The sequence below is a fragment of the Streptomyces sp. STAM6 genome (assembly GCF_054963715.1).
Window position 1 is genome coordinate 206564 of record NZ_JBUEFZ010000008.1, and the last position, 17436, is coordinate 223999.

Here is a 17436-nt window from a genome sequence, read left to right on the forward strand (position 1 = left end):
TGCGAAATCGCCCCACGGGACGCCATGGGGGCAATTCGCGTCAGATGTCCCGGTGATGGGCCCCATCTGTTTTTCGATGGAGCCGAAACGGGCACTCGTACGTCCATTCATCGACGCCGATGTACCAGCGACGGAGGTGGCAGTGCGATGGCCGGTTTCCGGAGTCTCGCGAGACAGGTCCGTGATCCCGGATGCGATCTGGCGCTGCGGCGGTATTCGCTGCGCAAGTGCCTGGAACGCTTCGCCCCTTATGGACACCGGGCGACCTGGGACCATCTGTGCGCCAGGCACAGGTTCGGGCCCGAGGACCGGGATCCAGATCCGGCGCGGCTGGTGGCCGCGCTCGACGAGCTGGAGGAAGCGCGGGCCGTATGGCTCGCCTACGAGCGGAAGTTCGCGGAGCGCCGCAGGCGCGAGAAGCACGACGGGCTCCGGCGGCCCGGATCGATCGACGACTGGCACCGGCGCACCTGGGGCGGGAACGGCGTCGCCCGCTGCGACGACCCGGCGGTGCATCCGGCGCTGCCGCTCGCCGAGGCGCTGCGCCGGCTGATCAAGGCCCTGGAGTCGGCGCCCGGAGACAACTGCCCGGTGTGCGCGGAGCACCGGATCGTCTGGCGGCCCGACCTGTCCCACGAGCCGTGGTTCGGGCCGGTCTGCACAGGCTGCGGCGTACTCGTGCCGCAGCCCGTTCTGACGTCCGAGGCCCTGGCCGCGGCCAAGAGGGCGCGGCACAGGGAACTGGCGTCGGTGGCGTGAGGCGCCGGGGCGCGAGGCGCACGGGGGGAGTGCGTCGGCGCGCCCCGCGTTGACACGCGCGAACGTACCAGGTCGAAAACCGGGTGGCCCACCGGAATTCGGTACGGCGAAAGTGGCGGTGATGTCTGGAACCACGCCATGAGGAGCCGATATGTCGACGCTGCGTGTCACCGCCGAACTGCTGACCGTGCATGAGCATCCGAACGCGGACGCCCTGGAACTGGCCCAAGTGGGCCTCTATCGGGCCGTCGTCGCCAAGGGCGCCTATCGCAGCGGTGAGGCCGCTGTCTACATCCCGGAGCAGGCGGTGCTGCCGCCGGCGCTCGTCGAGGAGCTGGGCCTGACGGGCCGGCTGGCCGGGAAGGCGTCCGACCGGGTCAAGGCGGTTCGTCTGCGCGGTGAGTTGTCGCAGGGCATCGTGTGCCGGCCGCGGGCGCTGGCGGACGTGGACCTGGCGCGGGCCGCGGCCGACGGAACGGACTTCGCCGAGCTGCTCGGCATCACCAAGTGGGTGCCTCCGGTTCCCACCACCATGAGCGGCGAGGTGGAGTCGGCCCCCGGGCTGCTGCCGTGGGTCGACATAGAGAACATCCAGCGCTATCCGGGCATCTTCGAGCCGGGCGAGCCCGTGATCCTGACCGAGAAACTGCACGGCACGGCCTGCCTGATGACGTACGAGACCGAGGGCGAGCGCGTGTACGTCTCCTCGAAGGGCTTCGGCTCCAAGGGCCTGGCGCTGCGGGAGGAGGAGCGCAATCTGTACTGGCGCGCGATCCGCCGGTACGACGTCCCCGGGGTCGCGGCGCGCCTCGCGGCGAAGCTGGGCGCCTCCCGTGTCGGTGTCTTCGGCGAGGTGTACGGCGCGGGTGTGCAGGATCTCGCGTACGGGGCCAACGGCCGCAGCGAGGAACTGGGTTACGCGGTCTTCGACGTGTCGGCGGAGATCGACGGGCAGGTGCGCTGGCTGGACGCGGCGGAGTTGCTGGCCGGTGAGCTGCCGCTGGTACCGCGTCTGTACGAGGGGCCCTACGCGGTCGAGAAGGTGCTGGAACTGGCCACCGGCCGGGAGACGGTCTCGGGCCGTGAGCTGCATCTGAGGGAGGGCGTTGTGATCCGGCCGGCCACCGAGCGCTACAGCCCGGTGGTCGGCGGGCGGGCGATCGCGAAGGCGGTCAGCCCCGCGTACCTGACCCGCAAGGGCGGCACGGAGTACGAGTAGGAAGTCCGCCCGGCCGGTCCGCGCGGCACCCGTGACCGTCGCCCTGCCCGGGCAGGGCGCATGTCCGGCGAGGCGCGTACTTGGGTGAGGCGTATGCCCGGGTGAAGCACATGCCCGGGCGAGACGCATGCGCCCGCGAGGCCCGCGCCCGGCAGGACCCGCGGCGGACCGGAGCCGGCCGGGCAGAGCCCGGCAGGCCCGTCCCGGGCAGACCTGCACGTCAGGTCTGCGCGGTCCTCCGGCGCTCCGCCATCAGGCGCGAACCGGTCATGCGCTCACCGAAGACGTCGTCGGGGTTGGACAGCACACAGGTCTCCAGCGAGAGGCAGCCGCAGCCGATGCAGTCGGTGAGGTGGTCGCGCAGACGGCCGAGCTGCTTGATCCGCTCGTCGAGTTCAGTGCGCCAGGTCTCGGAGAGCCGGGCCCAGTCCTCCCGGTTGGGCGTGCGCTCCTCGGGGAGCTGCGCCAGGGCGTCCCTGACCGTGGCGAGCGGGATGCCGACGCGCTGGGCCGCGCGCACGAACGCGACGCGGCGCAGCGCGTCGCGGCTGTAGCGGCGCTGGTTGCCGCTGGTGCGGCGGCTCCTGATCAGGCCCTTGGACTCGTAGAAGTGCAGGGCCGACACGGCGGCGCCGCTGCGCGCGGACAGCTGGCCGACGGTGAGTTCGTGGATCTTCTCCGGTATCTGCGGCACGCCTCGAACATTACTGGTCCGTTGACAGGAGCGAGCCGGTCCCCGCATGCTGAGCAAGCGCTTAGACAATCTGAGTCAGGGAGCCGGGACATGGCAGAGCCGAGGATCTTCACGTCCGCCGACGAGCTGCGCGCCGGAGTCGGCGAGCAACTGGGGTACAGCGACTGGCTGGAGATCGAACAGAAGCGGATCGACCTGTTCGCCGAAGCCACGGGCGACCACCAGTGGATCCATGTCGATCCCGAGCGGGCGGCCACCGGGCCGTTCGGCACGACGATCGCCCACGGCTATCTCACGCTGTCGCTGCTGCCCCTGTTCGTGCCGCAGATCATGCGGGTCGAGGGCATGAAGATGGGCGTCAACTACGGCAGCAACAAGGTCCGTTTCCCCGCCCCCGTGCCCGTGGGGTCACGGCTGCGTGCCAGCGCCGTGCTGAAGGGCGTCGAGGACGCGGGCGGCGGCGTGCAGGTGACCGCTGCCGTGACCGTGGAGCGCGAGGGCGGCGACAAGCCGGTGTGCGTCGCCGAGTCGGTGTCCCGCTACTACTTCTGAGCAACCGGCGCGGGAGGGCCGCTACGCGCGGGCGCCCACCATGCGCAGCACGAGGTCGGCGTAGAGCGCGCCGACCTCGTCGGGCGTCCGGACCCCCTTGGTGTCGAACCAGCGGGCGACGTCGATGCAGAGCGAGAGCACGGCGAGGGTGGTGCCCGGCACGTCGGGGACGTCGAAGACACCCGCGTGGACACCGTCGTTGAGGATGCGGCGCACCGCGGCGTCGCTCTTGCGCCGCAACTCCACGATCTCGGCCCGGTGGTCGGGGTCGAGCGAGTCCAGTTCGTACTGGACCACGTGCGCGGTCGTACGCCGGCCGGCGTGCCAGCGGACGAAGGAGCGCACGGCGTCGGCGAGCCGTTCCGCCGGGTCGCCGGGGCCGTCCGCGGCCGCCTCCAGGATCTCCAGGGCCTTGTCGTGGCCGATCCGGCTGATCCGGTGGAGCAGCTCTTCCTTCGTCTTGTAGTGGATGTAGAGCGCGGCGGGGCTCATCCCGGCGCGGCCCGCGATGTCACGCGTGGTGGTGGCGTGATAGCCACGCTCGGCGAAGGCCTCGACGGCGGCCACGAGCAGCCTCCTGGCCGCCTCCGGGGTGACCTCACCCCACGCCACGTCCTCGCCGAAGTCCACTTCCTCCGCCGCGCTCATCGCTCGCCCCTTCCCGGTTCCACAGGACGAACACCATACCCCGACAGTGAGCAAGCGCTTAGAGCAAGCGCTCAGAGCTTCTGGAAGGGATCGTGCTCGGCGAGCAGCTTCTCCAGCCGCGCCTGGTCGACCCGGCTCACGATCTGTCCCGCCTCCTGGCGGTCCCGGACCACCTTGGCCAGGGTGAAGGCGGAGGTGGTGAGGTAGAGGACGGCGATGCCCAGGAAGGCGCGCACCCAGACGTCGGCCTCCAGATTGAAGATGCCGAGGGCGACCGCGCCGAGGGCGATGGCGAACGAGGCGACGGCCTGTCCGTAGTAGGCCGCCGTGTTCTGCTGCTTGACCGGTGTGTCACTCATGGCGCCGAGCATGCGCCCGCTGTGGCGCGCGCCACATCCGCTCTCGTACTCAGTCGCTACTCACCCCGCGCGACTCGCCGGGTTGAGCAGATGTATGAGGACGGGAGTCTCAGGTGTGACATGTGTCCATGGTGGGACGGTGGTGTTCGCTCCTACGTTCTGCGTACCGCGATTCCGCACGCCGGGTCACCCCCCGGCGGCCCGCCAGACGTCCCCCGCCGCAGCGGTGTGTCGCGACAGAGCCCCGCCGAGGGCGTCCGGCACCGTCCCGCCGCTTCCCCCGGCGCGAGGACGCCGTGTGCGCTCACCGGCGCCCGGCACGTGGACGATCCCACAGGCCGGTGCCGCCGTCTCCGCCCCCTCCCCACCAGGGCCGCGCACGACGCGCCCCGACGAGCCACCGGCCCGGTGGCACGCCCCGGGAAACGGCTCCCGCACCCAAGGGCGCCGCCCCCGCCGCACCTCGGCCACCAGCTCCGTGATCACCTTGGTCCCCGGCCGGGCGGCGCACCCAGGCCCGTTGGTCAGAAGGCGGAAACGCCGGTCAGGGCTCGGCCGATGATGAGCTTCTGGATCTGGCTGGTGCCCTCGTAGAGCGTCATCACCCGGGCGTCGCGCAGCAGTTTGCCGACCGGGTACTCGTCGATGTACCCGTAACCGCCGAAGACCTGGAGGGCGTTGTTGGCGGCGCGTACGGCGGCCTCGGAGGCGAACAGCTTCGCCTGCGAGGCGGCGGTGGCGAACTCCTTCCCGCGGTCTACGAGATCGGCGACCCGCCAGGTGAGCAGCCGGGCGGCGGCCACATCGACGGACATGTCGCTGATCAGCTCCTGGACCAGCTGGTACGAGGCGATCGGCTTGCCGAACTGCTCGCGCTCGGCGGCGTACCCGACGGCGGCGTCCAGCGCCGCCTGGCCGATGCCGACGCAGCCGGCCGCCACCGACATCCGGCCCTTCGCGAGCGCGGACATGGCGATGGAGAAGCCCTTGCCCTCCGGCCCCATGAGGGCGCCGGCCGGAACGCGGACGTCCTGGAGGATCAGCTCGGCCGTGGCCTGGCCGCGCAGCCCGAGCTTGCCGTGGATGGTGCGTCGGGTCAGGCCGGGGGTGTCGGTGGGGACGAGGAAGGCGGAGACGCCCCGGTGGCCGGGGGCGTCGCCGGTGCGGGCGAAGAGCAGCACCACATCGGCCCACGTGCCGTTGGTGATGAACATCTTCGAGCCGTTGATGACCCAGTCGCCGCCGGCACCGTCGCGGACCGCGCGGGTGGCGAGGTTGCCCGCGTCGGAGCCGGCACCGGGCTCGGTGAGGCCGAAGCACCCGACCGCGTCGCCCGCGGTGAGCCGCGGCAGCCAGGTGCGCTTCTGCTCCTCGTCGCCCCACGCGGCGACGGTCTTGGCGACGAGGCCGAGGGAGACCGAGACGATGCCACGGACCGAGGAGTCACCCCGTCCGAGCTCCTCGGTGACCAGGCAGTAGGTGAGGTGGTCGCCGCCCGAGCCGCCGTACTCCTCGGGGACGGTGAGGCCCAGGAAGCCCAGGGCGCCGAGCTTCTTGACGATCGACTTGTCGACGTTCTCCGTGCGGTCCCACTCGGCGGCGTACGGCGCCACCTCACGCCGGACGAAGTCCTCGGCCAGCCGGCGGACGTCCGCCTGCTCCTCGGTCGGCTCCAGGTCCATGCACGACCCCTTAACTATCACTGCTAGTTTCATTCCGACGGGCCTACTATGTGCGCCATGGCCCGACCGCGCAAGCCCCTCCTCAGCCGTGACCGCATCGTCGACACGGCGCGGGCGCTCGTGGACGCCGAGGGCCTCGCCGCCGTCTCCACCCGGCGGCTCGCGGCGGAGCTCGGCGTCAGCGGGCCGTCCCTCTACAACCACTTCCGCACCAAGGACGAGATCCTGGAGGCCGTCGCCGACTCGGTCAGCGCCCAGGTCGATCTGTCGATGTTCGAGGAGGGCGACGCCCGCGACTGGCGCACCGCGCTGCACGACTGGGCCGTCTCCTACCGCGCGGCCCTGGCCGACCACCCGCACATCGTCCCGGTCCTCGCCCAGGGCCCCGGCCGTCGCCCGGCCGGCCTGCGTGTGGCCGACGCGGTCTTCGGCGCCATGGTCCGGGCCGGCTGGCCGCCGGCCCAGGCCACCCGCATCGGCGCCCTCATGCGCTACTTCATCACCGGCTCGGCCCTCGGCTCCTTCGCCCGGGGCTTCGTGGACGACGAGACGGCCTACGACCCGGCGGACTACCCGCACCTGGGCCAGGCCCACCTGCTCGCCGAACGGCAGGAGAAGGTGGACGAGGGCGCCTTCGAGACGGGACTGCGGGCGCTGCTGGACGGGCTGGCCCTGCAGTACGAGCACGCCGGGAGCGCCGGGTAGGGGCGCCCGCGCGCCCCGCACCGGGGATCTCGTGACAGGGCGGAACCGCATCGATGGTTCGGTCCCCGCCGAACCGCCGATGCGCGACGCTGGGTCCATGGCTGCCGAGGACCTCGCCGCGTTCGCGGCGCTCTTCGCGGACGAGACCCGTGCCGCGTTCTGTCTCGCCCTGCTCGACGGACGGGCGTGGACCGCCGGGGAACTCGCGCGGTACGCACGGGTGGCGCCGTCGACCGCGAGTGAGCACCTGGGGCGGCTCGTCGCGGGCGGGGTGCTCGGCGAGGAGCGGCAGGGACGGCACCGCTACGTGCGGCTGGCCGACGAGCGGGTCGCCCAGCTCGTGGAGGATCTCGCCGCCCGGTCCGGGCCCCCGCGGACGCGGGGGCCGCGGGGGCTGCGGGAGGTGAGCGCGAGCAGCGCCATGGCCCGGGGGCGCACCTGCTACGACCATCTCGCCGGGAGGCTCGGCATCACCATCACCGGGGCCATGACGGAGCGCGGACTGCTGCGGCAGGACACCGGCTTCGCGCTGACCGACCGGGGGCTCACCTGGTTCGCCGATCTGGGGCTGCGGCTGGAGACAGAGGGCCGGCGGCCGGTCGCCCGGGGGTGCCTCGACTGGACCGAGCGCAGGCCGCACCTGGCCGGTGCGGCGGGCGCGGCGCTGTGCCGGCACGCACTCGGCGACGCGGGCTGGTGCGTACGGATCGGGTCGGAGCGCGCCGTGAAGGTGACCGAGGACGGCGAGCGGGCGCTGCACGCGCTGCTCGGCGTCGAACCGGCGATATTGCGGTGAGCGCCGAAGGGTCCGGAACGTACGGTCGGGCCATGACGAACTCCTCCCAGGCCCCGCCCCCCGGACCCGTGGACGGCCGCCGTGCGCAGCGGCTCGCCCTCGCGGCGGCCGGTGTCACCGTCGTGCTGTGGGCGTCGGCCTTCGTGTCGATCCGCAGCGCCGGTGAGGCCTACGCGCCCGGTGCGCTCGCCCTCGGCCGGCTGCTGGCCGGCGCCCTCACGCTCGGCTGTCTGCTGCTGATACGGCGCGAGGGGCTGCCGCCGCGGGCCGCCTGGCCCGGCATCGCGGTCTCCGGGCTGCTGTGGTTCGGCGTCTACATGGTGGTGCTCAACTGGGGCGAGCAGGAGGTCGACGCGGGTACGGCCGCGATGGTGGTGAACATCGGGCCGGTCCTGATCGTGCTGCTCGGTGCGCGGGTCCTGGGCGAGGCGCTGCCGCCGCGGCTGCTGGCCGGCATGGCGGTGTCGTTCGCGGGCGCGGTGGCCGTGGGTCTTTCCATGTCGGGCGAGGGGCATGCCTCCGTGCTGGGGGTGCTGCTGTGCCTGCTGGCGGCGGTCGGGTACGCGGCCGGGGTCGTCGCCCAGAAGCCGGCGCTGGCCCGTGCGAGCGCCCTCCAGGTGACGACGTTCGGATGCCTGGTGGGGGCGGTGGTGTGCCTGCCGTTCGCCGGGCAGCTGGTCGACGACGCGACGCGGGCACCGCTCACCGCGACGCTGAACATGGTCTATCTCGGCGTGTTCCCCACGGCCCTGGCGTTCACCACGTGGGCGTACGCGCTGGCCCGTACGACGGCCGGGCGGATGGGCGCCACGACGTACGCCGTGCCGGCGCTGGTGGTGCTGATGTCGTGGCTGGTCCTCGACGAGCTGCCCGGGCCGCTCACGCTCGCCGGCGGGGCGCTGTGCCTGGCGGGTGTGGCGGTGTCGCGCTCGCGGCCCCGGGTGCGGAGCGGGGCCGCGAGCGCGGACGCGGCGGGGTCGGTCAGCGCGAGGCGGCCCGTGAAGCGAGGATCTTGATCGACACGAGGGCGATCACGGCGAGCCCCATGATGTAGGCGGAGACGGCCAGCGAAGTGCCGGTCGCCTCCAGGAGCAGCACCATGACGAACGGCGCCAGGCCGCCGCCGAACACGGCGGCGATCTGATAGCCGAGCGAGGCACCGGTGTAGCGCATCTCGGCGGTGAACAGCTCGGCGAACAGCGCCGCCTGCGGCCCGTACATGATGCTGAGGAAGCAGCTGGTGACGAAGGTGCCGACGGCCAGCCAGAGCAGCGACTTGGTGTCGATGAGCAGGAACATGGGGACCGCCCACACCAGCAGGCCGACCGCGCCGAGCGCGTAGATCCGCAGGCGTCCGATGCGGTCGGAGAGGGCGGCCGCCGCGGGTATCAGCACCAGCTGGGTGAGGCTGACGCAGAGGGAGACGGTCAGGACGGCACTGCGCTTCATGTCGAGTTCGCGGGTCGCGTAGTCGAGAACGCCGGTGATGATGATGTAGAAGGTCGCGGTGTTCACGGCGAAGGAACCGCCGGCCAGGAACACCGTGCCGAGGTGGCCCCGCAGAATGGTGCCGAGCGGTGACCGCTTCTCGCTCTTCTCCTGTTCGGCCAGGGCTCGTTCGGCCTCGCGGAACTCGGGGGTCTCCTCGACCCGGGCGTGGATGTACCAGGCGAGGCCGAGGACGAGGAACCCGACGAAGAACGGCACGCGCCAGCCCCAGGAGGCGAAGGACGCGTCGCTGGTGAGCGAACCGGCGACCAGGAAGACGGTGTTGGCGGTGACCACACCGATCGGGACGCCGAGCTGGACGAGGCTGCCGTACAGCCCGCGCTTGCCCTCGGGGGCGTATTCGGTGGCCATCAGCATGGCTCCGCCCCACTGGGCGCCGACGGCGATGCCCTGCAGCACGCGCAGGAGGACCAGGAGCACCGGGGCGGCGATGCCGATCGTCTCGTACGTGGGGAGCAGACCGATGCCGGCCGTGGCGACGCCCATGAGGGTGAGGGCGAGGACGAGCATGGGCTTGCGGCCGCGCTTGTCGCCGAGCTGACCGGCGATGATGCCGCCGACGGGCCGGGCGAGGAAGCCGACGGCGAAGGTGGCGAAGGCGGCGAGGACGCCGGCCGACGCGCTGCCGGCCGGGAAGTAGAGGTCGCCGAGGACGAGTGCCGCGGCGATGCCGAAGACGAAGTAGTCGTACCACTCGACCGCCGAGGCGAGCGCGGCCGCGGTGGCCACTCTTCGCCGGTGGCGGTCGGCGGGGGCAGGGGTGGTGGGAGCGGGGGAAGGTGCCGTGTCCATGCGTGCACGCTCCGATGGGTGCGGGGGAACGGGGAGAGGGGCGGCGCCGTGAATTGACGGGGACCGTACCGACCGGCTGGTACGGAGGTCAACGGTCCGGGCGGCAACGATTTTGCCCACGCATTACCCGCCAGTAGCTCCGCGTTGGCCGGACCCCGGGCACGCCGAAGGCCCCGGCCGCGAGGAGTGCGGCCGGGGTACTCCGGAAAGGGAAGCGGCTGGGGCGTGTTGCGAAAGTCCCGTCCGCCCTCCGGGCGGACGAGGCCACTTCCGCAACACGCCTGCTAGAAGACCACCAGCGCGCGTCCGCCCTTGCCCGCGATCATGTTGTCGAAGGCGGCGGGGATGCCGTCCAGGGCGATCCGCTCGGTGACCAGGGCGCCCAGGTCGAGCCGCCCGGCGCGGATGTGCTCGGCGAGGACCGGGAGGTCCACGGCCGGGTTGGAGTTGCCGTAGACGCAGCCGGAGAGCGTGCGGCCCCAGTGGAAGATCTCCAGGGCGTTGAACATCACCTGCTCCTCCTTGCCGCCGATGCCGACGACGGTGGTGCGGCCGCCGCGCCGGGTGGAGTCCCACGCGGTACGGATGGTGGCCGCGCGACCCACGCACTCGACGGCCACGTCCGCGCCCCGGCCGCCGGTGAGCCTGCGGATCTCCTTGGCCGTGGTCTCGGAGGCGACGACGTAATCGGTGGCGCCGGCCCGGCGGGCGAGCTCCTCCTTCTCCGGCGACACGTCGACGGCGACGATCGGTCCCGCGCCCGCGACACGGGCCGCCTGGAGGGTCGCGAGACCCACGCCGCCCGCTCCGAACACCACCACGGACTCGCCCGCCCGGACCCGGGCGGAGTGGTGGACCGCACCCCAGCCGGTGAGGACGGCGCAGCCGAGGAGGGCCGCGTCGGTGAGCGGCACGCCGTCCGGCACGGGCAGGACGCAGTTGGCGGCGACGACGGTCTCCTCGGCGAACGCCGCGACGTTCAGGCCCGGGTGGAGTTCGGTACCGTCCTCGGTGACGGCGTACACACTGCCCGCGCCGGTGAGGGCGTCGGCGCAGAGCCACACCTCGCCGATCCCGCAGTGGTGGCAGCTGCCGCAGGAAGGGGCCCAGTTGAGGACGACGCCGTCGCCCGGCGCGACATGGGTGACGCCCTCGCCCACGGAGACGACCGTGCCGGCTCCCTCGTGGCCGAGCACGGCCGGGACGGGCACCCGCATGGTGCCGTTCGACAGGGACAGGTCGGAGTGGCAGACCCCGGCGGCGGCGAGGCGGACCCTCACCTGGCCGGGTGCGGGCTCCGGCAGTTCGATGTCGGTGATCTCCAGCGGGGCCCCTATGGCGGGCAGGACGGCGGCGCGGACCACGATCGTTTCTCTCTCTCCCGGTTCGGTGACCGGCTCAGAACTGGAGGGACTTGGTCTGGAGGTACTCGGTGAGGCCGTGCTCGCCGAGTTCCCGGCCGACACCCGACTGCTTGTAGCCGCCGAAGGGGGCGAGGGGGTTGAACCGGCCACCGTTGATGTCGATCTGTCCGGCCTCCATGCGCCGGGCGAACGCGACCGCCTCCGCCTCGTCGCCGGCCCACACCGCGCCGGCGAGGCCGTAGACCGTGCCGTTGGCGATCCGCAGGGCGTCCTCCTCGTCCTCGTACCTCAGGAACGCGACGACCGGGCCGAAGATCTCCTCCTGGGCGATGGTCATCTCGGGGGTGACGTCGGCGAAGAGGGTGGGGGTGACGTAGTACCCGCGGTCGAGGGGGGCTTCCGTGCCGCCCACCACGATCCGGGCGCCCTCCTCGACACCCTTCTCGATGTACCCGCGTACGCGCTGGAGCTGCTTGGCGTTGACCAGGGGGCCGATGCGCTCGCCGGGTACGTACTTGGCGACGGCGTCGGCGGCGATCGCGACGGCCTCGTCGTACTGGTCCCTGTGCACCAGGACCCGGGTCAACGCGCTGCACCGCTGGCCGGAGTTGGACAGGGCGTTGGCAAGGCCGCCCTCGATCGCCCCGGCCAGATCGGCGGACGGCAGGATGACACTGGCCGACTTGCCGCCGAGCTCCAGCGCGACCCGCTTGACGGCGCCGCCCGCGAGGGCGCCGATCCGCTTGCCGACGGCGGTCGATCCGGTGAAGGAGACCAGGTCCACGTCCTCGTGCTCGGCGAGCGCCTGGCCCGCGACCGGCCCGAGTCCCGTGACCAGGTTGAAGACTCCGGCGGGCAGGCCGGCCTCGTCCACCGCCTCGGCGAAGAGCTGGGCGGTCAGCGGGGTGTCCTCGGCGGGCTTGAGGACGACCGTGCAGCCGGCCGCCAGGGCGGGCGCGACCTTGGCGACCACCTGGTGCAGCGGGTAGTTCCACGGGGTGATCGCAGCGACGACGCCGATCGGTTCGAGGAGGATCGTGGAGTTGCCCACCTTCTCCTCGAACGAGTAGGAGGCGGCCATCTCCGCGTACGTCCCGGTGATCAGGACCGGCAGCCCGGCGTGCACCTGCCGGGCGAGCTGCTCGGGGGCGCCGAGCTCGGCCGCGACGGTCTCGGCGATCTCCTCCTGGCGGGAGGCCAGGACGTCGCGCAGGGCGGTGAGCCCGGCCGCGCGCTCGGCGGGCGGGGTGGCGGCCCACGCAGGGAAGGCCGCGCGGGCGGCGCGTACCGCCGCGTCCACGTCCTCGGCCGTGCCGGCCGGAACATGGGCGATGACCTGCTCGTCCGCCGGGTTCACCACAGCCGTGGTGTCGGCGCCTGCGGCGGGCCGCCACGCGCCGCCGATGTACATCCCGTCGTGGGCCTTCATCCGTGTCTCCTTCGGCGTGCTCCGTCGTCCACCCCAAACTAGCGGCGTTAGTTTTCTGACGCCAGGGGCACCCGGAATCGCTCCGGGGACGATCGTCCGCCGCCATCAGAAGTCGGCCAGGGTCCTTTCGTCCAGTCGGGCCACCGATTCCTGGCCGAAGGCGCGCCGGTAGGCGTCCCGGATGCGCTCGATATGTGGATCGCGGGCCTTCGCCTCCGAGGCCGGGTACAGCAGGATCAGCTCATAGGAACGCTCCCGCTCGATGGTGCCGTTCGCGTCCCGCCACTGTCCGCGCCCTTCCTGCACGGTGAGGCCGTCCGGGAACCGCGGGGTGACCTCGCGGTCGACGAAGGCCATGAACTGCCGGTCGGTGACGTCCGGTCCCCCGTCGGGGCGTTCGGTGCCGAAGAAGAGCCGCGTCTCGGCGTAGGCCTTGCCCCGGACGGCGGGGGCCGCTGCGGCGGTCGGCGTCCGCCGCTCGTCACCGAGCGTCGCGTACGCGGCGGGCGCTCCGGCCGCGAGCAGCACGGCCGTCGTCACGGCGGCGATCCTGACGCGGGCACCCCGGGGGATGCGGGTGGTACCCCGGGGGATGCGGGTGGTGCGGGCCGTGCGGTCGCCGGAGGGTGCGGCCGGATCCGGCGGGGCGGGGGTGGTCGGGCTGGGCATGGGGCTCCTCGTCGTTGCGTCTCCTGCGGGGGTCGCGCGGTCGGTGCCTCCCCCACGGAGCCCGTGTTCAGTCCCGCGGTGGCCCGTTGGTGGCCCGTCAGGGGCTGTCCGCCGGCGGGAGGATCCGGCACAGGGCCTCCAGTGCCGCGCCGTAGGCGTGTTCCGGAGGGGTGGCGTAACCCACGACCAGGCCGTCCGGGGCGGCCGAGCCGGCCTCGGGGTGACGGAAGGAGGCGAGGCCGTCGAGGGCCACCCCGTGCCAGGCGGCCGCCTTGACCGTGGACCGCTCGGTGCCGGCCGGCAGGCGCAGCACGGCGTGCAGACCCGCGGCGATGCCGGTGGGGGTGATGTGGGGAGCGTGTGCGGCGAGTGCGGCGACGAGCTCGTCGCGGCGGCGCCGGTAGCGCTGGCGCATGCGGCGGACGTGCCGGTCGTAGGACCCGCTGTCGATGAAGTCGGCGAGCGTGAGCTGGTCCAGCACGCTCGCCCAGCCCTCGCGCTCCCCCTTGGCGGCCAGGACCGGGTCGACGAGGTGCTCGGGAAGCACCATCCACCCCAGGCGCACGGCCGGGGAGAGGCTCTTGCTGACCGATCCGAGGAGCAGGACCCGCTCGGGCGCGAGTCCCTGGAGCGCGCCGACCGGCCGGCGGTCGTAGCGGAACTCGCCGTCGTAGTCGTCCTCCAGGATCAGTCCGCCGGTGGTGCGGGCCCAGTCGACCGCGGCGGCGCGGCGTGCGGGGTGCAGCGGGCCGCCGGTGGGGAACTGGTGGGCCGCGGTCAGCAGCACGGCCCGTACGCCCCGGGCGGCCGGCAGTTCGCCGGTCCGTGCGCCCTCCTCGTCGATGGGCAGGGGGTGGGTGCGGACGGCGGCGGCGGTGAGGAGTTCGCGGTGGAAGGGCAGCCCGTAGGCCTCGACGGCGAGCGGCCCGCGCAGCACCCGGCCGCCGTACAGCAGCCGCAGGGCGTGGGCGAAGCCGGAGCAGACGACGATGCGGCCGGGGTCGGTGCGCACCCCGCGGGCGCGGGCGAGGTAGTCGGCCAGGGCGCGCCGCAGCTCGGGGCGGCCGCGCGGGTCGCCGGGCCCGAAGGCCTCGCTGGGCGCGGCGTTGAGGGCGCGCCGGGCCGAGGCGAGCCAGGCGGTGCGCGGGAAGGACGCCGCGTCCGGCTGCCCCTGTCGCAGGTCGTGCGAGGGCCGGGCGTGCCTCGCCTGCACCTGTTTCGGTACGCGGACGGGGGCGCCGGGGCGGGCGTGCTCGGCGACCCGGGTGCCGGAGCCCTGACGGGCGGTCAGCCAGCCTTCGGCGACGAGCTCGGCATAGGCGTCGGCGACGGTGTTGCGGGCCACCCGGAGGTCCGCCGCGAGCGAGCGGTACGGCGGCAGCCGGGTGCCCGGGGCGAGCCGGCCGTCGCGTACTGCGTCCCGCAGCGCCCGGGTCAGAGCGGCCCGCCGGCTGCCCGCGCCGGCCAGCTCCACATGCAGGTCGACACCGATCCGCTCGGCCGAATTGACCCATGATTCCGACATGGAAATGCACCCTACAACGGGTCATCCGGGCCCGTAGATTCATGGTCATGACGAACAACGAGACGCCGGCCGTGACCCGTACCGCCCCCTCCCGCATCAACTTCGCCAAGGCCGCGCCGAAGGCCTTCAAGTCCCTGATCGCCTTCGACGCGGCGGCCCGCGAGGCCTTGGACCCGGCCCTCGTCGAACTGGTCCAGATCCGCTCCTCGCAGCTGAACGGCTGCGCCTACTGCCTGCACATGCACACCTCGGACGCGCGCAAGGCGGGAGAGAGCGAGGAGCGGCTGCACATGGTCGCCGTGTGGCGGGATGCCTCCTCGTTCTTCACGCCCCGGGAGCTGGCGGCGCTGGCGCTGACCGAGGCCGTCACGCTGGTGGCCGGCGGCGGTGTCCCGGACGAGGTCTACGGCCGGGCCGCGGAGCACTTCGCGGAGGAGGAGCTCGGCCGGCTGCTGGCGCTGATCCTCACGATCAACACCTGGAACCGCGTCGCCCTGGCTACCGCCAAGGTGCCCGGGACCGACGAGCGCGTGGCGCACTGACCCGCGGGGCGGTGCCGCCCTCAGGTCCGCCGGCGGCGGCCGGGCGGCGCCCCCGCCCCTGCCGGAGGCCGAGCCCCGCGGCGGCCGTCAGCAGGCCGCCGAGCATGACGAACGGGGCGGTGGTGCCCGCCAGTCCGGCGATCGGTCCGGCGGAGGCGGGGGCCGCCACCTGCCCGAGGCGGTTGCCCGTCAGGCGCAGCGCCGGGGCGGTGGAGCGGGCTCCCGCGGGCGCGGCCCGTACCACGGTGGTCATCGACCGGGGCCGGCCGACGCCGGGGCAGAAGCCGAGCACCGCGAGCATCACGGCGAGCGCCCACACCGGTACGGGCAGGGCGATGCCCGCCCGGAGGAGTCCGGCGACCAGACAGGTGCCGGTCAGCAGGGCCGGACGCCCCAGGAGCCGGATCATCGGCGTCATCACGAGCCGGCAGGCGATGGTGGCGGCGGCCCGAAGGCCGAGCAGGGGGACCGACCGTGGCGGGCCTGACGCCGCGGTGCTCGCCGATCACCGGGAGGCAGGCGGTGAGGATGTCGGTGGCGCCCAGGGAGAGGGCGCGGTACGAGACGGCGGGCCGCGCCATCGACACCGCCCCCCGCACGAAGCGGAAGGCGATGACGAGGCGCAGGAGCCAGGACCGGGTCACGCCCTAGACGATTCCGAAGAGCATCCCGGCGCCGAGGACGACCAGCGAGGTGAGCGCGGCCCACTTGACCGTGAACCGGGTGTGGTCGCCGAACTCCACCTTGGCCATGCCGACGAGGACGTACACGGCGGGGACGAGGGGGCTGGACATGTGCAGGGCCTGGCCGACGAGCGAGGCGCGGGCGATCTCCAGCGGCGGGACGCCGTGGGCGGCGCCGGCTTCGGCGAGGACGGGCAGCACGCCGAAGTAGAAGCCGTCGTTGGACATGAAGTACGTGAGGGGCAGGCTCAGCAGCCCCGTGACGAGCGCCATGTGGGGGCCCATGCCCTCGGGGATGGCGCCGACGAGCCAGTCGGCCATGTGCTTGACCATGCCGGTGCCGGTGAGGACGCCGGTGAAGACGGCCGCGGCGAAGACCATGCCGGAGACGTTGAGGACGTTGTCGGCGTGGGCGGCGATGCGGGCCTTCTGGTCGGGCATGTGGGGGAAGTTGACCGTGAGGGCGAGGGCCGCTCCGAGCAGGAACAGCACCGGGATGGGCAGCAGCTCCATGATCATGGCGGCCAGCAGGGTCACGGTGAGGGCGGCGTTGAACCAGTACAGCTTGGGGCGGAGGGTGGGGCGGTTCGGGTCGAGGCCCTGGAGGCCCTCGTCGGTGTCGTCGGGCACCTGTTCGCCGCTGGTTGTGCCGGCGTCGCCGTCGCCGGTGGCCGCACCGGTGCCCGTGGCCGCACCGGTGCCCGTGGCGGTGGCAGTGCCCGTGGCGGTGGCGGTGGCCGCGCGGGGCCGGTCCTGATTCCCGCCGCCGGTCTTGACCAGCCCGCTCTGGGTCCGCGCCTCCAGCACCTCGTCCAGGGTCAGATGACCGAGGCGCCTGCGCTCACGGCGGCCCAGCGCATAAGCGAGGGCGAAGACGAAGAGCAGGCCGACGCCGAGCGCCGGGATCATCGGTACGAAGATGTCGGCGGCGTCCAGCTTGAGCGCGGTGGCGGCGCGGGCGGTGGGGCCGCCCCAGGGCAGGGTGTTCATCACGCCGTTGGCTGTGGCGGCGACACCGGTCATGACGACGAGGCTCATCCCCAGGCGCTTGTAGAGCGGGTACATCGCCGAGACGGTGATCATGAAGGTGGTGGAGCCGTCGCCGTCGAGCGAGACGATCGCGGCGAGCACCGCGGTACCGACGACCACGCGCAGGGGGTCGGCCTTGCAGAAGCGCAGGATGCCCCGGACGATCGGGTCGAAGAGCCCGACGTCGATCATCACGCCGAAGTAGACGATGGCGAACATCAGCATCGCGGCGGTGGGCGCGAGATTGCCGACGCCTTCGATGACGTAGTCGCCGAGCTGTGCGCCTTGTCCTACGAAGACGCAGAAGAGTGCGGGGATCAGAACGAGCGCCGCGATCGGCGACATCTTCTTCATCATGATCAGGACCAGGAAGGTCGCGATCATGGCGAAGCCGAGCATGGTCAGCATGGAGGACACCTAACGTTCACCCTTGAACTCCACCGGGAGGCGGCGGTCCGGATGACGTTAGGTGCCTCGTTC

Annotated in this window: 17 protein-coding genes and 1 pseudogene; 7 read left to right on the plus strand and 11 right to left on the minus strand. The window is 72.7% G+C overall.

Annotated features, from left to right (window positions below; all coding sequences use genetic code 11):
- Positions 1 to 147 precede the first annotated feature (147 nt).
- Positions 148 to 759, plus strand: coding sequence for a hypothetical protein (locus tag ACY34K_RS13410; RefSeq protein ID WP_462746507.1), 612 nt, complete (start codon positions 148 to 150; stop codon positions 757 to 759).
- Positions 760 to 910: 151 nt separating this feature from the next.
- Entirely contained in the window at positions 911 to 1978 is a 1068-nt protein-coding gene (locus tag ACY34K_RS13415; RefSeq protein ID WP_462746508.1) for an RNA ligase (ATP), read from the plus strand.
- A 220-nt stretch (positions 1979 to 2198) separates the two neighbouring features.
- Here ACY34K_RS13415 and soxR read toward each other — a convergent pair whose 3' ends face one another.
- Positions 2199 to 2672 (minus strand): redox-sensitive transcriptional activator SoxR, encoded by a 474-nt coding sequence (gene soxR, locus ACY34K_RS13420; protein WP_462746509.1) that lies wholly within the window; start codon positions 2670 to 2672, stop codon positions 2199 to 2201.
- A gap of 90 nt (positions 2673 to 2762) precedes the next feature.
- On the opposite strand from soxR, the gene ACY34K_RS13425 reads away from it, so the two are divergent.
- Complete coding sequence (locus ACY34K_RS13425) at positions 2763 to 3224, plus strand: MaoC family dehydratase (RefSeq protein ID WP_462746510.1); 462 nt, start codon at positions 2763 to 2765, stop codon at positions 3222 to 3224.
- Between the two features lie 21 nt (positions 3225 to 3245).
- On the opposite strand, the gene ACY34K_RS13430 is transcribed toward ACY34K_RS13425, so the two are convergent.
- The 3 genes from ACY34K_RS13430 to ACY34K_RS13440 form a co-directional block, all read right to left on the minus strand.
- Complete coding sequence (locus tag ACY34K_RS13430) at positions 3246 to 3872, minus strand: TetR/AcrR family transcriptional regulator (RefSeq protein ID WP_462746511.1); 627 nt, start codon at positions 3870 to 3872, stop codon at positions 3246 to 3248.
- Positions 3873 to 3943: 71 nt separating this feature from the next.
- A complete protein-coding gene (locus tag ACY34K_RS13435) occupies positions 3944 to 4231 on the minus strand; it encodes a YiaA/YiaB family inner membrane protein (RefSeq protein WP_462746513.1) in 288 nt (95 codons plus the stop codon).
- Positions 4232 to 4755: 524 nt separating this feature from the next.
- Positions 4756 to 5913 carry an acyl-CoA dehydrogenase family protein gene (locus ACY34K_RS13440; protein WP_462746514.1) on the minus strand — a complete coding sequence of 386 codons (1158 nt, stop codon included), beginning with the start codon at positions 5911 to 5913 and terminating at the stop codon, positions 4756 to 4758.
- Positions 5914 to 5970: 57 nt separating this feature from the next.
- Here ACY34K_RS13440 and ACY34K_RS13445 point away from each other — a divergent pair, with 57 nt between their 5' ends.
- From ACY34K_RS13445 to ACY34K_RS13455, 3 genes are all read left to right on the plus strand, one after another.
- Positions 5971 to 6618 (plus strand): TetR/AcrR family transcriptional regulator, encoded by a 648-nt coding sequence (locus tag ACY34K_RS13445; protein ID WP_462746515.1) that lies wholly within the window; start codon positions 5971 to 5973, stop codon positions 6616 to 6618.
- 97 nt (positions 6619 to 6715) lie between these two features.
- On the plus strand, positions 6716 to 7414 hold the full coding sequence (locus tag ACY34K_RS13450; RefSeq protein ID WP_462746516.1) for an ArsR/SmtB family transcription factor: 699 nt from the start codon (positions 6716 to 6718) through the stop codon (positions 7412 to 7414).
- A 32-nt stretch (positions 7415 to 7446) separates the two neighbouring features.
- Positions 7447 to 8430, plus strand: a complete 984-nt coding sequence (locus ACY34K_RS13455) for a DMT family transporter (RefSeq protein WP_462746517.1) — start codon at positions 7447 to 7449, stop codon at positions 8428 to 8430.
- On the opposite strand, the gene ACY34K_RS13460 is transcribed toward ACY34K_RS13455, so the two are convergent.
- From ACY34K_RS13460 to pdxR, 5 genes are all read right to left on the minus strand, one after another.
- The gene (locus ACY34K_RS13460; RefSeq protein WP_462746518.1) at positions 8396 to 9715 is read right to left on the minus strand and encodes an MFS transporter; all 1320 of its coding nucleotides are present in this window, start codon (positions 9713 to 9715) and stop codon (positions 8396 to 8398) included. The genes ACY34K_RS13455 and ACY34K_RS13460 overlap by 35 nt on opposite strands.
- A 284-nt stretch (positions 9716 to 9999) precedes the next feature.
- On the minus strand, positions 10000 to 11079 hold the full coding sequence (locus ACY34K_RS13465; RefSeq protein ID WP_462746519.1) for a Zn-dependent alcohol dehydrogenase: 1080 nt from the start codon (positions 11077 to 11079) through the stop codon (positions 10000 to 10002).
- Between the two features lie 34 nt (positions 11080 to 11113).
- Positions 11114 to 12508, minus strand: coding sequence for an aldehyde dehydrogenase family protein (locus tag ACY34K_RS13470; protein WP_462746521.1), 1395 nt, complete (start codon positions 12506 to 12508; stop codon positions 11114 to 11116).
- 105 nt (positions 12509 to 12613) lie between these two features.
- A complete protein-coding gene (locus ACY34K_RS13475; RefSeq protein WP_462746523.1) occupies positions 12614 to 13177 on the minus strand; it encodes a DUF3574 domain-containing protein in 564 nt (187 codons plus the stop codon).
- A 97-nt stretch (positions 13178 to 13274) separates the two neighbouring features.
- Positions 13275 to 14702, minus strand: a complete 1428-nt coding sequence (pdxR, locus tag ACY34K_RS13480; RefSeq protein WP_462746524.1) for a MocR-like pyridoxine biosynthesis transcription factor PdxR — start codon at positions 14700 to 14702, stop codon at positions 13275 to 13277.
- Positions 14703 to 14743: 41 nt separating this feature from the next.
- Here pdxR and ACY34K_RS13485 point away from each other — a divergent pair, with 41 nt between their 5' ends.
- Complete coding sequence (locus ACY34K_RS13485) at positions 14744 to 15244, plus strand: carboxymuconolactone decarboxylase family protein (RefSeq protein ID WP_462746525.1); 501 nt, start codon at positions 14744 to 14746, stop codon at positions 15242 to 15244.
- Here the strand turns inward: ACY34K_RS13485 and ACY34K_RS13490 are convergent.
- Positions 15201 to 15789, minus strand: a pseudogene (locus tag ACY34K_RS13490) (MFS transporter); the annotation flags it as partial. The gene ACY34K_RS13485 and the pseudogene ACY34K_RS13490 sit on opposite strands and share 44 nt — an antisense overlap.
- Before the next feature lie 102 nt (positions 15790 to 15891).
- Positions 15892 to 17364, minus strand: a complete 1473-nt coding sequence (locus tag ACY34K_RS13495) for a CitMHS family transporter (RefSeq protein ID WP_462746527.1) — start codon at positions 17362 to 17364, stop codon at positions 15892 to 15894.
- Positions 17365 to 17436 lie beyond the last annotated feature (72 nt).

Bases quoted from the DNA above. Each gene is read 5' to 3' on its own strand.
- ACY34K_RS13410 (WP_462746507.1), top strand. From the start codon at position 148: ATGGCCGGTTTCCGGAGTCTCGCGAGACAGGTCCGTGATCCCGGATGC.
- ACY34K_RS13415 (WP_462746508.1), top strand. From the start codon at position 911: ATGTCGACGCTGCGTGTCACCGCCGAACTGCTGACCGTGCATGAGCAT.
- ACY34K_RS13425 (WP_462746510.1), top strand. From the start codon at position 2,763: ATGGCAGAGCCGAGGATCTTCACGTCCGCCGACGAGCTGCGCGCCGGA.
- ACY34K_RS13430 (WP_462746511.1), bottom strand. From the start codon at position 3,872: ATGAGCGCGGCGGAGGAAGTGGACTTCGGCGAGGACGTGGCGTGGGGT.
- ACY34K_RS13435 (WP_462746513.1), bottom strand. From the start codon at position 4,231: ATGAGTGACACACCGGTCAAGCAGCAGAACACGGCGGCCTACTACGGA.
- ACY34K_RS13440 (WP_462746514.1), bottom strand. From the start codon at position 5,913: ATGGACCTGGAGCCGACCGAGGAGCAGGCGGACGTCCGCCGGCTGGCC.
- ACY34K_RS13445 (WP_462746515.1), top strand. From the start codon at position 5,971: ATGGCCCGACCGCGCAAGCCCCTCCTCAGCCGTGACCGCATCGTCGAC.
- ACY34K_RS13450 (WP_462746516.1), top strand. From the start codon at position 6,716: ATGGCTGCCGAGGACCTCGCCGCGTTCGCGGCGCTCTTCGCGGACGAG.
- ACY34K_RS13455 (WP_462746517.1), top strand. From the start codon at position 7,447: ATGACGAACTCCTCCCAGGCCCCGCCCCCCGGACCCGTGGACGGCCGC.
- ACY34K_RS13460 (WP_462746518.1), bottom strand. From the start codon at position 9,715: ATGGACACGGCACCTTCCCCCGCTCCCACCACCCCTGCCCCCGCCGAC.
- ACY34K_RS13470 (WP_462746521.1), bottom strand. From the start codon at position 12,508: ATGAAGGCCCACGACGGGATGTACATCGGCGGCGCGTGGCGGCCCGCC.
- ACY34K_RS13475 (WP_462746523.1), bottom strand. From the start codon at position 13,177: ATGCCCAGCCCGACCACCCCCGCCCCGCCGGATCCGGCCGCACCCTCC.
- pdxR (WP_462746524.1), bottom strand. From the start codon at position 14,702: ATGTCGGAATCATGGGTCAATTCGGCCGAGCGGATCGGTGTCGACCTG.
- ACY34K_RS13485 (WP_462746525.1), top strand. From the start codon at position 14,744: ATGGTCATGACGAACAACGAGACGCCGGCCGTGACCCGTACCGCCCCC.
- ACY34K_RS13495 (WP_462746527.1), bottom strand. From the start codon at position 17,364: ATGCTGACCATGCTCGGCTTCGCCATGATCGCGACCTTCCTGGTCCTG.